9 protein-coding genes and 1 riboswitch are annotated in these 12,953 nt (G+C 35.7%); of the genes, 2 read left to right on the top strand and 7 right to left on the bottom strand.

The features are described 5' to 3' along the window. Position 1 precedes the first annotated feature (1 nt). The 5 genes from AYC65_RS19735 to AYC65_RS19715 all read right to left on the bottom strand — a co-directional run bounded on the left by AYC65_RS19735 (position 2) and on the right by AYC65_RS19715 (position 5,845). A complete protein-coding gene (locus tag AYC65_RS19735) occupies positions 2-361 on the bottom strand; it encodes a four helix bundle protein (RefSeq protein ID WP_034846870.1) in 360 nt (119 codons plus the stop codon). A gap of 54 nt (positions 362-415) precedes the next feature. Next, positions 416-1,585 (bottom strand): trans-sulfuration enzyme family protein, encoded by a 1,170-nt coding sequence (locus AYC65_RS19730; RefSeq protein ID WP_034869003.1) that lies wholly within the window; start codon positions 1,583-1,585, stop codon positions 416-418. Positions 1,586-1,692: 107 nt separating this feature from the next. Continuing rightward, positions 1,693-4,119 (bottom strand): bifunctional aspartate kinase/homoserine dehydrogenase I, encoded by a 2,427-nt coding sequence (thrA, locus tag AYC65_RS19725; RefSeq protein ID WP_034869004.1) that lies wholly within the window; start codon positions 4,117-4,119, stop codon positions 1,693-1,695. Position 4,120: 1 nt separating this feature from the next. Then, the gene (locus AYC65_RS19720; protein WP_034869005.1) at positions 4,121-5,086 is read right to left on the bottom strand and encodes an alpha/beta fold hydrolase; all 966 of its coding nucleotides are present in this window, start codon (positions 5,084-5,086) and stop codon (positions 4,121-4,123) included. Between the two features lie 62 nt (positions 5,087-5,148). Beyond that, a riboswitch (SAM riboswitch) is annotated at positions 5,149-5,250 on the bottom strand. A gap of 172 nt (positions 5,251-5,422) precedes the next feature. After that, a complete protein-coding gene (locus AYC65_RS19715) occupies positions 5,423-5,845 on the bottom strand; it encodes an OsmC family protein (RefSeq protein ID WP_009087219.1) in 423 nt (140 codons plus the stop codon). A 132-nt stretch (positions 5,846-5,977) separates the two neighbouring features. On the opposite strand from AYC65_RS19715, the gene AYC65_RS19710 reads away from it, so the two are divergent. Both AYC65_RS19710 and AYC65_RS19705 read left to right on the top strand, forming a co-directional pair. Continuing rightward, entirely contained in the window at positions 5,978-6,787 is an 810-nt protein-coding gene (locus AYC65_RS19710; RefSeq protein ID WP_034869017.1) for a glucose 1-dehydrogenase, read from the top strand. A 99-nt stretch (positions 6,788-6,886) separates the two neighbouring features. Beyond that, positions 6,887-9,487 (top strand): MGH1-like glycoside hydrolase domain-containing protein, encoded by a 2,601-nt coding sequence (locus tag AYC65_RS19705; protein WP_034869007.1) that lies wholly within the window; start codon positions 6,887-6,889, stop codon positions 9,485-9,487. Between the two features lie 13 nt (positions 9,488-9,500). On the opposite strand, the gene AYC65_RS19700 is transcribed toward AYC65_RS19705, so the two are convergent. Both AYC65_RS19700 and AYC65_RS19695 read right to left on the bottom strand, forming a co-directional pair. Beyond that, complete coding sequence (locus tag AYC65_RS19700) at positions 9,501-11,255, bottom strand: tetratricopeptide repeat protein (protein WP_034869019.1); 1,755 nt, start codon at positions 11,253-11,255, stop codon at positions 9,501-9,503. Between the two features lie 363 nt (positions 11,256-11,618). Then, positions 11,619-12,842 (bottom strand): MutS-related protein, encoded by a 1,224-nt coding sequence (locus tag AYC65_RS19695; protein ID WP_034869008.1) that lies wholly within the window; start codon positions 12,840-12,842, stop codon positions 11,619-11,621. Between the last annotated feature and the right edge of the window lie 111 nt (positions 12,843-12,953).

The following is a 12,953-nucleotide window of genomic DNA, read 5'->3' as shown; positions in this document are numbered from 1 at the left end:
TTTATAGGTTCTTGTAATAATTAATAAAACCGTTCAACAGTTTTTTACATATCAGAGTTTTCCCCAGTACAACAGTTAACTCATCTTCCGAAATATAATTCTGATCGTATGATATGTAAAACTGCGTTTCAAGTTCATAAAGTGAGCCTCTTGCAATATGTAAAAATTGTATAGTATCATTAGCTGTTCGTCTTCCGCAGCCTTCGGCAATATTAGCAGGCACTGAAACTGCACTTCTTCGTATCTGACTTGTTATTCCAAACAATTCATCTTTTGGATACTTCTGCACTAATCCGTAAGCTATATTTGTTAGTTTTCGGCTTTCCTGCCAGACTTCTAATTCAGTGTATTCTTTTTTCATGATATATGTATTAAAAAGTGTGTTACTAAAAACTGGCAACCAAAAACCAACAACCTAACCTATAGCTTCTAAAGCTTGTTTTAGGTCCGCAATAATATCATTTACATTTTCCAATCCTACAGAACATCTTACTAATCCCGGAGTAATAGCTACTTCCAGTCGTTCTTCTTCTGTAAGCTTGCTATGTGTTGTAGATGCCGGGTGTACAATAATAGTTCTGGTATCTCCTAAGTTAGGTGATAGTGAGCATAGCTTTATATTATCCATAAAAGCTCTTCCTTTTTCCAGTCCTCCTTTTACTTCAAAAGCAATAATATTTCCGCCCAGTCTCATTTGCTTTTTAGCAATTTCATGACTAGGATGTGATTTAAGGAAAGGATATTTCACTGTTACTACATTCGGGTGTGATTCCAAAAACTCTGCAACTTTCAGTGCATTTTCACAATGTCTTTCTACGCGGATAGCCAATGTCTCCAAACTTTTGGACAACACCCATGCATTGAATGGAGAAAGTGATGGTCCTGTATTTCTTGCAAAAAGATAAATCTCACGAACAAGATCTGCTTTTCCGACAACTACCCCACCTAATACACGTCCTTGTCCATCGATTAGTTTGGTAGCAGAATGCACAACTAAGTCAGCCCCGTATTTTATAGGCTGCTGTAAATAAGGTGTTGCAAAACAGTTATCCACTATAAAGATCAGATTATGTTTTTTTGCAATTTGCCCTAATACTTCCAGATCAAGAATTTCTATAGCCGGGTTTGTTGGTGTTTCTGCATAAAGAATCTTGGTTTCCGGTGTTATATATTTCTCGATATCATTTACCTCATCAGCTTTGAAGTAAGTAGTATTGATATTCCACTTCGGAAAATACTTTGTAAAAAGTGTATGAGTAGATCCAAATATAGACTGACAGCTTAATACATGGTCACCACTATTTAGAAGAGGAGCCAAAGTACTGTAAACAGCTGCCATCCCGGATGAAAAGGCATAACCAGCCTCACCTCCTTCCAACTTCACCATTTTATCGGTAAATTCATTCACCGTAGGATTACTGTAACGGCTGTAAATATTCTTTTCTTTTTCTTCAGCGAAAGAAGCTCTCATATCTTCTGCATCCTGGAATATAAAACTGGATGTTAGAAATAACGGAGTTGAATGTTCGTCGTACTGCGTTCTTTCTGTTTGAGTTCTTATCGCCTGAGTTTCAAAATTTTCCATTTTCAAAAAGTTTACCAATATAACAATGTAACAGTCTAACAATCCATATTGTAGTTGAATTTTGGTACATTGCTAAATTGTTATATTGTTACATTATATATAATATTTTATTTATTCTCACTTACTCTTAAAATATCACCAAAGACACCTCGTGCAGTTACTTCGGCTCCGGCCCCGGCTCCCATAATTACAATAGGATTCTCACCATAAGATTCTGTATAGATTTCGAAAATAGAATCCGATCCTTTTACCTGGCCTAAACTTGCAGATTTTGGTACCGAAACTAATTTCACTTCCAGTTGTCCTTTTTCTTTCTGTAAATCTCCTTTCAGTTCTCCTACATAACGCAATACATGATCTTCCGGAAGGGATTTTTTCAGCTGTTCGTATTCAGTATTGAGTTCTTCCAAACGGGAAAGGAACTCATCTTTAGCAATACTCTGAAGATTTTCAGGAATCAGATTCTGAATATTGATATCTGAGAATTCATTTACCAAATCCAGCTCACGAGCCAAGATCAATAATTTTCTTGCAACATCATTTCCGGAAAGGTCTTCACGTGGATCCGGCTCTGTATAACCTTTATCCATTGCTTCTTTTATAATCGTACTAAAGGCATCTTCTCTTACAGAGAAATTATTGAAAATATAACTAAGAGATCCTGAGAATACACCTTTTACACGGGTAATATTTTCTCCAGAAAGATGCAGAAGTTTAATCGTATCTATCAGTGGTAAGCCTGCTCCCACATTCGTCTCATACAGGTATTTTTTATTTTTATCTTCCAGTACCTTACGCAGATTTTTATATCGGTCAATCGGCAGAGTGTTGAAAATCTTATTAGAAGATACTAAGTCGAATCCATTTTCAGCTAATAGCTCGTAATTTTCTACAAACACGCTGCTGGCAGTATTGTCTACCGCAATTAAGTTTTCTAAATGATTTTCTTTAGCGTACTTTAATAATGTTTCGATATTTGCCGGAACTGCACTCGTCTGCAATTGTGTTTCCCAGTCTTTCCCAATTCCTTTTTTATCAAGTATTAAATTTTTGGAATTACTGATAGCAAATATCTTAATGTGTGTATTCTTACGGTTTACAATATCATGAGTAGAATTCAGGATCTGATTAATCAACGCGCGCCCTACTGTTCCGTGTCCAATAATAGCCAGATGGATTTGTTTCGGATTTTCGAACAACTCACCATGAATAATATTCAGAGCTTTGCTTGTATCTTCTTTGCTTATTACGATACTAACATTAGCTCCAGATACCGTATTACTTATTAATAAAGGTTCTACATGATTTTTGATCAGTGCGTTGTACGACTGATTAAAATGAGACATTTTCTGTCCGATAATAGAAATTACACTTAATCCATCAATACTGTGGATACTCTGTACATCTTTGGTATCATAGTCTCTTGCAAATTCTTTGCGGAGTGCTTCCAATGCTCTTGGAGCATCTTTCTCATCTACCACTACTCCCATTCCTCTTTCGGAAGATCCCTGAGAGATAATTCCGGCACTAACTCCTGCACGGTGTAATGCACTGAAAAATCTTGCATCAATTCCTACTTTTCCCAATAATCCTCGCCCTTCGAAAACGACAAGTGATTTGTTTTCCTGAAGCATCAGAGATTTTACAGAAGTATTGTTCTTATCATTGGAAATAAGAGTACCTGTCTGATCTATTCCTTTGAAGGTATTCAATATCTTGAGCGGAATATTTTTATCTATAAGAGGTAAAATCGTTTTATCATGAAGGACATTCATTCCGAAGTTTACCATCTCATTTGCTTCCTGGAAGGATAAGTTTTCTATATGGCGGGCATCTTCTACCAGCTCAGGATTTACAGAGAAAACACCATCTACATGTGTATAGTTTTCTAAGATCTCTGCATTGATAAATTTAGCCACTAGAGCCGCTGAATAGTTACTTCCGTTTCTTCCTAATGTTGTGGTCTCTCCTTCTTCGGTAACGCCAATAAATCCTGTTACAACCGGAATAGCTCCGTTGCTATAGAACTCCTCGAACGCAGCTTGTGCATTTTTTTCAGAGATTTCGTCTTTAGGAATAGCATTACCAAAACGATCATCAGTAATCAAGAAACTCCGGGCATCTACAAACTTGGCAGAAAGTCCTTCATTGATAAGAACCTGCACCAATGTTTTAGCCGAAATAACTTCACCAAAGCTTAGTACCTCATCTTTGGTTTTCAAAGAATAATCCTTTAACAACTTAACACCTGCAAAGAAGTTTTTCAGATTATGGAAATCAGTATCCAGAATATCCTGTTGTTGCGGAATTGCTTTTAACTGATTTTCCTTAAAGTTAATCCAGTCTTCTTCTTCCCACTGTCCGTTTCTGGCATTTTCCAATAACGCAATCAGCTCATCTGTCGCATTTCCTCTTGCAGAAACTACTACACAAATATCTTCTTCATTCGCTTTTTTATGCTTGATAATTTCTAATGTCTTTTCCAGACCTAATCCGTTTGCCAGAGATTTTCCTCCAAATTTTAAAACCTTCATGTTACTTTTTAAATATATTGTGTAAGATGTTATTCAATTGTTCGTATTCCATCAAGAAAGCATCGTGCCCATGAACAGAGTTTATGATGAAATGCTTTATGTTATTTTTTATTTTAATCAGCTCAGTATATGTCTGGTGATCTTCCGATGCCGGAAAGAATAGATCACTGTCTACTGAAACGATAAATATATTTGCTTTTATGGCCGCTAATTGTTCGAAAGACGCACTGTTTACCTCAACGGTTTCAATAGTCGAAAGAAGTTGATTCATCATACTATAAGCGGACAATGTAAATCTTTCATTAAGCCTCTCTCCATGAAAGTTAAGCCAGTCTTCAGACTTTCTAAGTTCCTTATCTTCATGGATTTTATTACCAAATCTTTCGTTTAAAGATTGCGGCGTTCTGTAGCAAAGCATCGCGTGAATACGTGCTTTTTGTAAAGGCTTATCGGATTGTGTAAGTAAAAAATCCTGAACCAGACATTGTGCATATAACCAATCTGAGGTTTTCCAGTCTGTCGCTACCGGAATGAAATTCTGAGCCAGAGTATTATTCAACCCCAACATTTCCCAACCTATTCCTCCTCCTAATGATCCGCCAATAATAGCATAGAGTTCGTTAATATTCAGCACTTCTAATCCTTGCAGGAATAATCGTGCAATATCTTTAGTTACAAAATCTTTAGGATTGTCTATTAGAAAACCATCATATCCGTTACCGGGAATATTAAATGCCAGAATTGTATAAGTGTTGGTATCTACGGGTTTCCCTTCACCAATAGCTTCTTTCCACCAACCCAATTCTCCGGTTACTGCAGAATTTCCGGTTAAGGCATGATTGACTAACACTACAGGAGCCGTATACAAATCTTGTCCGAAAACCTCATAGGTTAATGGAATATCATATACTTTCCCTGATTGGGTAGTAAAGTTTTTAATATTAATGGTTTTAAGATAATCTTTCAATTTTATATTTTTTGATCCTATAAAATTGAAAATGCCCAGAAAAGGCTGAAAGAAATTCAGTAACGTTATCTATCCCATAGTGGTAGAATGTAGCACCTTCTTCGGCAAGCGAAGGGTTGCTAAGGCGTCATAGGGTCTATTCCCTCGGCCTTTCCTGATAACATTTTCAATCGTGTTAAAGAACTAATCTTGGCTGCAAAGATACAAACAATATGGATTTTTGCAAAAAAAAGATAAAAATACTTGTTAATTGTCCATAACAAGTAATGGGCAATAAGTAATTCTAAAAGTATTAATCACCTATTGCCCATTATTGTTTTAGTACGAGATGTATTTCTATTTTGTTGAAGTTCCGTTTACCAAAACTTCCCAGGTAACTTTAATTTGTGGATCAAGCGATTTAGAAACCGAGCAATATTTCTCAAAAGAAAGTTCAGCAGCTCTGTTTGCTTTTTTACCGTCAATCTCTCCTTCCAGTTTGAATATTACATGAATGTTACGGAAAGGCTTAGCATCCTCTACCTGTACACGTTCTCCCTCTACATCAGCAGAAAAAGAGGTAATTTCCTGTCTCTGTTTCTTCAGAATAGAAACCATGTCTATACTACTGCATCCGGCCAATGCCATTAGCACTGATTCCATTGGGCTAACTCCCTGTGGATCGTCTTCAGACGTATTATCTAAAATAATTTTATGCCCTCTCTGATTGGTTAATTCAAACAGATAATTATCATCAATTCTGTTCAGTTCTATTTTCATTATTTAAGATTTTTTAAAATTCTTTTTGATGAACAAATTTATACATTTGTTATGGTATTTGGTATCCAAATTTTGCATACGGTTTGTAAAATTGTATCTCAGACCTCACCAACAAACACAAATTATAAAAATATGGAACAGAAGCTCCAAAATCAAATTGCTATTATTACGGGTGCCAGCAGTGGTATCGGTAGTGGCATCGCCAAATGTATTGCAGCATCGGGTGCTACAGTTATTATCAATCACTCATCTCAATCATCTAAGCCTGCTGCCGAGGCAATTTTAAAAGAAATTACTGATGATGGTGGCTCCGGAATAACTTATCAGTGTGATGTAAGTAAAGAAGATGAAGTTATAAAAATGTTTCAGGATGTTATTGCGCAATATGGTACCGTGGACATCCTGATCAACAATGCCGGGGTGCAGAAAGACGCAAAGTTTACAGATATGACTCTCCAGCAATGGCAACAAGTTATAGACATTAATCTTACCGGGCAGTTTCTTTGTGCCCGTGAAGCCATCAGAGAATTTTTAAGAAGAGACATAGACCCTGCAAAATCCGTAGCAAGAGGAAAAATAATCCACATCAGCAGCGTTCACGAAATTATTCCCTGGGCCGGGCACGCTAATTATGCAGCCAGTAAGGGTGCTATAAGAATGCTGATGCAAACTCTGGCTCAGGAATATGGAGCTGATAAAATAAGAGTAAACAGCATATGTCCCGGAGCAATTCAGACTCCTATTAATACCAATGCGTGGAATACTCCGGAAGCATACAATTCACTGATGAACCTTATACCCTATAACAGGATCGGAAAACCTGAAGACATTGGGAAACTGGCAGTTTTTCTGGCTAGTGATGACTCGGATTACATCACTGGTGCCAGTATTTTTATAGACGGTGGTATGACCACTTTTGAAAGCTTTTCAACCGGAGGATAACTTTAAGTACGAGTAGGTATTATGAAGTTAGAAAAAGTATTAATAACTTTATAATTAACGACTTGAGACTAACTACTATGATGAACTATAAATAAAAACATGACACAAGAATATAACCGATTAAAAAATCCTGACTGGAAAATATGGGGCCCTTATGTAAGTAACAGACAATGGGGAACAGTACGGGAAGATTATAGTGCAAATGGTGATGCATGGAACTATACGGGACATGACTCAGCTGAAGCATTAACATTCCGCTGGGGAGAAGAAGGCATTGCAGGAATAAGTGATCAGGATCAGACTTTATGTTTTGCCTTAGGCTTCTGGAATCACCGGGATAAAATGATAAAAGAACGTTTCTTTGGACTAAGTAACAGCCAGGGGAATCATGGTGAAGATATAAAAGAACTTTTCTATTATCTGGAAAGCAGCCCTACGCACAGCTATATGAAGATGCTTTACAAGTATCCGCAGAATGCCTTCCCTTACGAGGATCTTATAACAACTAACAGGAATAGAGGAAAGGCCGAACGGGAATATGAAATTATAGATACAGGTATTTTTGATAACAATGAATATTTTGACATTACAATAGAATATGCTAAAGCCGATATTCATGATATTCTGATTCAAATCACTGTTGAGAATAAAGGACCGAAAGAAGCTCCACTGAGTATTTTCCCAACATTATGGTTTCGGAATACCTGGTGTTGGGGATACGACAATTACAAACCTGAGCTTTCGGTAGATTTTAACGGAATTAAAGTTGATCATCAGGAAATACTGATTAAAAAGTTATTTACTGAAATACCTTGTGAAAGCATGTTTTGTAATAATGAAAGTAATACAGAAAGGCTTTATCAGTGGAATGATTCTGAACCTTTTGCCAAAGACGGAATCAATCAGTATATTCTGACAAACAATACAGCAACTATTAATCCTGAGAAGAAAGGAACAAAGGCAGCTTTAAAGATTGAAACGTCTTTACTTCCTGGGGAAAAGAAATCCTGGCGTTTCCGGTTAGGTACCGAGCAGGAAAATCCTTTCGCAGATTTTGATCAGATATTCGGAGACAGGGTAACAGAAAATGAAGATTATTATAATCAGCTTCAAAAAGATGTAACGGACGAAGATAAGCGCAGAGTTCAGCGGCAAGCCTTTGCCGGATTGATGTGGAACAAGCAGTTCTATCATTACAATGTTTCCAAATGGCTAAAAGGTGATCCTAATGAAATCCATCCGCCGGAATCCCGCTACTATATCCGGAATGAAGACTGGCAAACTCTAAATAATAAAGATATTATTTCCATGCCCGATAAATGGGAATACCCATGGTATGCAACCTGGGATTTAGCTTTTCATTGTGTGGGACTAAGTCTTGTAGATTCTTATTTTGCGAAAGAACAACTTTTGCTGCTCACCCGCGAATGGTACATGCACCCTAATGGACAGCTGCCGGCATATGAATGGAATTTTAGTGATGTAAATCCGCCAGTACATGCATGGGCAACTTTTAGGGTATTTAAAATTGATGAGAAGAAACACGGCAAGCCTGATCTGTACTTTCTGGAATCTGTATTTCAGAAATTGTTATTGAACTTCACCTGGTGGGTTAACCGTAAGGATATGAACGGAAATAACATTTTCGGAGGAGGCTTCCTTGGCCTGGATAATATTGGTGCTTTCGACCGGAACACGGTATTCCCCAACGGAGAACACCTGGAGCAAGCTGACGGTACGAGTTGGATGGCTATGTTTTCTTTGAACATGCTACGTATTTCACTGGAATTAGCACTATACAATCCTGTATATGAGGATATGGCCACAAAATTCTTTGAACACTTCCTGTATATTGCTGAAGCGATGAACAGCCTTGGGGATGACAAACAGGGATTGTGGAATGAAGAGGATGGTTTCTTCTATGATGTTTTACAGCTTTCCGACGGAACAAGTTTCGATCTCCGTTTGCGCAGTATTGTAGGACTTATCCCTATGTTTGCGGTAGAAGTAATTGAACACCACTATCTGGAAAAGCTTCCTAATTTTGCCAAAAGGATGGATTGGGTACTATCCCATAAACCCGAGCTAGCGGCGTTGGTTTCGCATTTCGATGTTGAAGGACAGGGACGCAAGCATTTGCTGAGTATCTTGCGTGGACATCGTCTGAAAAAAATCCTGGAAAGAATGGTTGACCCTGAAGAGTTTTTGAGTGATTACGGAATCAGAGCGCTGTCTAAAGTTTATGAAAAAGAACCTTTTCAGTTGAATGCGGGTGGAAATGATTACACCGTAAAATATCTACCTGCAGAAAGCGACAGTGATATGTTTGGTGGTAACAGTAATTGGCGCGGACCTATCTGGTTCCCGATAAACTTTTTGATTATAGAAAGTCTGCAGCGTTTTCATTTCTATTTTGGGGATGACTATAAAATCGAATACCCTAAAGGAAGCAACGAAATGCATCATCTGAATGAAATTGCTGAGGATGTAAGTAAAAGACTTTGCAAGATTTTTCTTCGTGATGAAAGTGGAAGAAGAGCTTTTAATGGTGACTATGAAAAATTACAAAGTGACCCTGAATTCAGAGATTATATTCTGTTTTATGAATATTTTCACGGTGATACAGGCCGCGGCGTAGGCGCTTCACACCAGACCGGGTGGACAGCATTAGTTGCAAAATTATTGCAGCCAAGAGCTTAAAAAAAGTAACTTATTATAACTGCAGGTTTTGAATAAAAGCCTGCAGATCTTCTTCTTTGCCCAAGCCTATTTTCTGTTTTAGTCTGTATTTAGTCATTCTAACTGTTTTGGGATCTGCTTTCAGAACATTCGCTATCTGCAGGTTATCCATATTCAGGTAAATATAAGCTGCATACCTCAGATCCTGATTGGTCAGTTTACTTTTAGAAACTTCATTCAGTCGCTTGAAGAAATTAGGATGTACTTCCTGCACAATATTTTGTATCGCACTAAAATTGGTATCGGAAGATTGCTCTTCCTTTAGGATACGATCCAGATTAAAATCTTTTATGTCTTTAGCCTTTTCCTTCAGCTCATTGATGAAAGTATTTTTCTGGCTCAACTGAAGTGACGTTGCCAATGCCTGTTTCTGCAGCTGTTCCTGTTGTATAGCCCACAACTCCTGCTCTGCTTTCATACGGGCTTTTTCTTCATGCTCAAGTTGCAACAGAAGTTCTGATTCGTTTCTTTCGGCTACCAACAGGTTTTGTTTATATCTAAGGGTAGAAATCAGAAATATTATAGTAGCTATAGAAAGGAGAATAATTCCCAGATAAAGAAATTTTCGCTTATTAAACATTTTATTCTTCTCTTCCAGTTGTCGTATTTGCTGGTTCTTCTGCTGTGCCTGATAAAAGACGTCCAATGTTTTAGCTGTATTATGAGACTGTTCTTCGCTATAATTTTTAATCAAATTTTTGGCATCCCGTTCATAAACAAGGGCCTTTTCCGGCTGGCCAATCTTCTCGTGCAGTCGTGAAAGATTTTCAAGAATCTCCATTTTATCACTCAGAAAGATCTCCTTGTCATCCTTTGACAAAGAATAAGCTTTTAAATAATATTCTTTTGCCAGTTCATTTTTCCCCATTGCCTCATATACGTAGCCAATGTTATTGTAAGCAAATGTTGTAAACTGTTCAAAATTGTCATCGTCTTTATTCAATGATAGTACTTTATTGTACAATTCCAGACACTTATTATAATCTACAGGTTTTACAGTATTAACCATTACACCATAATTCAGATAATAAGCAATTAATGATCTTTTCTGGGCAGCAGGCTCTTTTATCAACAAAGCATATTGATGCGATTTTTGATAACTTTCCTGCGCGGAGGCAAGGAATTTCTTTTCATGGGACAACTCATATCTCTTCCGGTAATAATATCCGAGATTATTATAGGTAGAGTTGATTAATAAATTATTTTTAGATTTTAATGCATATTGATTTGCTTTGGTATAGTCTTCTTCACCATACTTATTGAGCATCTTTTTGGTGGAATAATTATATTTAAGAAAATACAATGTGGCAAGCATGAAATTCTCATCGGGGTATTTGCTAAAAGTAATGATGCTTTCATTAACTGATTTTACAAATAATTCGTCCTTATCTAGCTTCTGATAATATTTAGCATAGCCCTGATCTACATAAGCTTTGTCTATAGCGTTCTTAGTTTTTGAAGCTATATCTTGAGCATTCTCCAAAGCTTCAGTTCTTTTTACCACATCTTTTAGCAAAGTATAGTAGTCCGCCAAATAGACATAGCCAATAACTTTTCTGGAGTCATCATTCGATTTTAAGAACTCTGATTCTATAACTTCTTTTGCTTTGGCTTTCTCATTACCATATAAAAGGGTATAAACAAGCTGTTGATTAACATCCTTATCACTTTGGGCGAAATACAAGCAGGACATTAATAATAAAATGACAGATAATATAACTTTATTCATTTTTTGCAAACTCATAAAACCTTTACATACAAAAATACATATATATAAACATATAATAATTAGGTTTTTACAAAAAAATGTAGACATTTTGTATACGTGAAAAAAAAATTATGTAGGCGCATTGTAATGCGGAGAAACGCAACCATTAAAAAAAATAACAAGAAATTTGTAGTCAGAAACATACATGATAAAAAGAAACAAAAACACACTAGTTGAAAGAGAATGGACATTGTTGCCCATTCTTTTTCTTTTATAGATCTCAAAAGTTCAGAATAATAAATTCTTGGCTTTAATAATAAAACGCTTATATGCTTTGATAAGTAAAAGGAAATAGGAAGTATTAAAATGGTCCAAATTAGCTCTCTATAACAGATCGTTTAATCCATATTTTTCAAATAAAATTTCCCCTATTTCTAATTTAGACCAACCCTTTTTTATTTTATAAGTAAAGGTGAGGGCATTATCTTTAAAAAAGCTCTCCAGATTTAATATTACAATCTTCTCGCTGTCTGTTATTAGCTGTTCAATACCATTTAGATGTGTGGATAAAATAAATAATGAGGTATTGTATTTTGACAATGCTTTTATAGTCTTCAGTGTGATCCTGGATGAATCATTAATGTTAGTCCCTTTAAATATTTCATCAAAAACCACAAAACTTGTTTTATCCTTCAGGCTGATCAACACATTTTTTAAATTTAAAAGTTCTTGTGCAAAATAACTATATCCCATTTCAATATTATCGCTAACCGTAAAAAACAAAAATATTTTATCATAGAAAGGTATATTACAATAACTTGCCGGCACAGCTAACCCAAGATGAGAAAGATATACGATTGTACTTATGGACCTCATAGCCGTTGATTTACCGGACATATTAGCTCCGGTAAAAATAATCGTATTTTTACCAGTGATCTTTAAAGAATTTTTAACGGAATTTTCCAATTTCAAATTCTTAAGATCTTCAATAATAAACTGATCTTCAAAATTAAAAGAAGGAAATACTAATTTATTTTTAGCAATGCCTTTAGAAATACTTACATATACATCAAACATATAAAAAAAGTCCCAGAACTTACTGTACTTATTGTTTTTTATATTCCATTCAATATTGTTAAGTATTATTTTTCTCTTTTTATTACCTGAAGATCCATTTTGAAGATCACTAATGTTTAAAGAACTTATAAATCTTATATTTTCACGAAGTATTTCTGCGTATTCCGGACATATATTCAAATACCTGATACTCTTCAGCACATCACCAAAGTATTCGAAGAAATTAACATAAACATCAATATTGAAATTCACTTCATTGATATACTGCCTATAAAATAATTTATTGAAATTATTAAATTTAGTAGGATCTACCTCATCTAAAAAGGTCTTAATGCACAACAAACTACCCTCCATTACTCTAAAAGAGTTTATCACATCCAAATTTTCTTGAAACATTTTCAATATACCCTGAGTATAAAACACTTCTTTTATGTTATGCTCTGTCCTATTAAAAAAATTAATCAAATAATTTTTAGAAGATCTTGTTTGCACAAAATCAAAATATTGAATAACATCTAATTGGTCTGGCATTATAACTTTTATATTTACGATGTGAAAACTCTATATGTGAATAATAATGTTAATCTACAAAAAATTGTTTAGTTAGCCTGAATTTCAAGGAAGGTCAAATGTTTAGATCAA

Origin of the sequence: Elizabethkingia bruuniana, from assembly GCF_002024805.1 — a bacterium.
Classification (GTDB): Bacteria; Bacteroidota; Bacteroidia; order Flavobacteriales; family Weeksellaceae; genus Elizabethkingia; species Elizabethkingia bruuniana.
Note: the sequence above shows the minus strand (reverse complement) of the source record. Positions and strands in the feature narration are given on the sequence as shown.

Excerpts from the sequence above, each read along its gene's own strand:
- AYC65_RS19715 (WP_009087219.1), bottom strand. The coding sequence starts at position 5,845 with ATGAAAATAGAACTGAACAGAATTGATGATAATTATCTGTTTGAATTA.
- AYC65_RS19705 (WP_034869007.1), top strand. The coding sequence starts at position 6,887 with ATGACACAAGAATATAACCGATTAAAAAATCCTGACTGGAAAATATGG.
- AYC65_RS19700 (WP_034869019.1), bottom strand. The coding sequence starts at position 11,255 with ATGAATAAAGTTATATTATCTGTCATTTTATTATTAATGTCCTGCTTG.
- AYC65_RS19735 (WP_034846870.1), bottom strand. The coding sequence starts at position 361 with ATGAAAAAAGAATACACTGAATTAGAAGTCTGGCAGGAAAGCCGAAAA.
- thrA (WP_034869004.1), bottom strand. The coding sequence starts at position 4,119 with ATGAAGGTTTTAAAATTTGGAGGAAAATCTCTGGCAAACGGATTAGGT.
- AYC65_RS19695 (WP_034869008.1), bottom strand. The coding sequence starts at position 12,842 with ATGCCAGACCAATTAGATGTTATTCAATATTTTGATTTTGTGCAAACA.
- AYC65_RS19710 (WP_034869017.1), top strand. The coding sequence starts at position 5,978 with ATGGAACAGAAGCTCCAAAATCAAATTGCTATTATTACGGGTGCCAGC.
- AYC65_RS19730 (WP_034869003.1), bottom strand. The coding sequence starts at position 1,585 with ATGGAAAATTTTGAAACTCAGGCGATAAGAACTCAAACAGAAAGAACG.